We start from the raw sequence: 1614 nt of genomic DNA on the forward strand, positions 1-1614 counted from the left end.
GCATACAAACTCTCACCAACGGCGAGAGAAATACAAAGACAGCCGTTGAAATTATGTCTCCTTAATACGCAATAAACAAAAGGAGATATACAATGAACGAAACCATCATCAATGAGGTTATGCAGGGAATGCTCCCATACCTCGACAATGGGCAACTCGCCGAACTGCAAAGGATAATGCGACACGCCCTACACGGCAAAACCATTCTCGAAGAGGAGGTAGACGAAAACCGAAAAGCCGAAGAAAACAACAAAGTCGTGGATCTGTTTATATCCGCGAAGCGCGTGGAAGGGTGTTCGGCAAAATCTCTCAAATACTATTCGGTAACAATCGCCACGATGCTGTCGGCAATCCAAAAAGATATACGCCACATCAATACCGACGATTTACGCGAATATTTGACCGAGTACCAAAACGGCAAACACGCAAGCAAGGTAACGATAGACAATATCCGCCGCATCCTTTCGAGCTTCTTTTCTTGGCTGGAAGACGAGGACTACATAGTAAAGAGTCCCGTGCGGCGAATTCATAAGGTAAAGTCCACATCAACGATTAAGGAAATATATTCCGACGAATCGTTGGAAACGATGCGCGACAATTGCGTAACGATACGCGACCTTGCTATAATAGATATGCTTGCATCCACGGGAATGCGTGTCGGCGAAATGGTGCTACTCAACCGCGAAGACGTGGACTTTCAAGAAAGAGAGTGTGTTGTTCTCGGAAAAGGCGATAAAGAGCGCCCGGTTTATTTCGACGCACGGACAAAACTGCACCTTCAACAATACTTGGACAGTCGGATAGACGACAATCCCGCGCTGTTCGTGTCGCTGAAAGCACCGTATAACCGACTGAAAATAGGCGGCGTAGAGGTGCGAATACGGGAACTTGGGCGGCGGCTCGGTATTAAAAAGGCGCATCCGCACAAATTCAGGCGAACACTCGCCACTACGGTTATAGACAAGGGAATGCCGATAGAGCAACTGCAAACGCTACTCGGACACGCCCGAATCGATACCACACTCATGTACGCAAAAGTTAAACAAAGCAATGTTAAACTTGCGCACCGAAAATATATCGGATAGGAGAAACCTATGACTGAATGGATAAAATGTACAATTGGAGATGTATGCTCCACAATATCGGAAACATATAAAGGAAACTCTAAAAAGGTTGTTTTAGTTAACACGTCCGATGTTTTGGAGGGCGAAATTCTCAATCACAAAAAGGTCGACAATAAGGATTTGAAAGGGCAATTTAAAAAGACGTTTGAGAAGGATGATATTCTCTATTCGGAAATACGTCCAGCCAATAAAAGGTATGGGTACGTTGATTTTTCTGACACGGAGAACTACATTGCTTCTACAAAATTGATGGTTATAAGAGCCAATAAAGAAAAAATCCGTCCTCGCTTTCTATTTGCTATATTAAAATCCGAGCATATTATAACGCAGTTGCAGTTACTTGCGGAAACACGTTCGGGAACATTTCCTCAAATCACCTTTGGGTCGGAATTGGCTCCTATGGAGATATTTCTCCCCTCATTGGAAATACAAGATAAAGTAGTAAGTGTGCTGAAAGCAATAGAAGATAAGATTATACGCAACCGCGCGA

Annotated in this window: 2 protein-coding genes; both read left to right on the top strand. The window is 44.0% G+C overall.

Annotation, left to right across the window (positions count from 1 at the left end; all coding sequences use genetic code 11):
* The first annotated feature begins 92 nt into the window (after positions 1-92).
* Entirely contained in the window at positions 93-1085 is a 993-nt protein-coding gene (xerA, locus tag NFR55_RS10430; protein WP_251548846.1) for a site-specific tyrosine recombinase/integron integrase, read from the top strand.
* Between the two features lie 9 nt (positions 1086-1094).
* Positions 1095-1614, top strand: a 520-nt coding sequence (locus NFR55_RS10435) for a restriction endonuclease subunit S (protein ID WP_251548849.1), incomplete at its 3' end; no start/stop codon positions are given.

Origin of the sequence: Pumilibacter intestinalis, assembly GCF_943193005.1 — a bacterium.
Classification (GTDB): domain Bacteria; phylum Bacillota; class Clostridia; order Christensenellales; family Pumilibacteraceae; genus Pumilibacter; species Pumilibacter intestinalis.

What these genes read in the sequence shown, in the direction of transcription:
- xerA (WP_251548846.1), top strand. Translation starts at nt 93, where the DNA reads ATGAACGAAACCATCATCAATGAGGTTATGCAGGGAATGCTCCCATAC.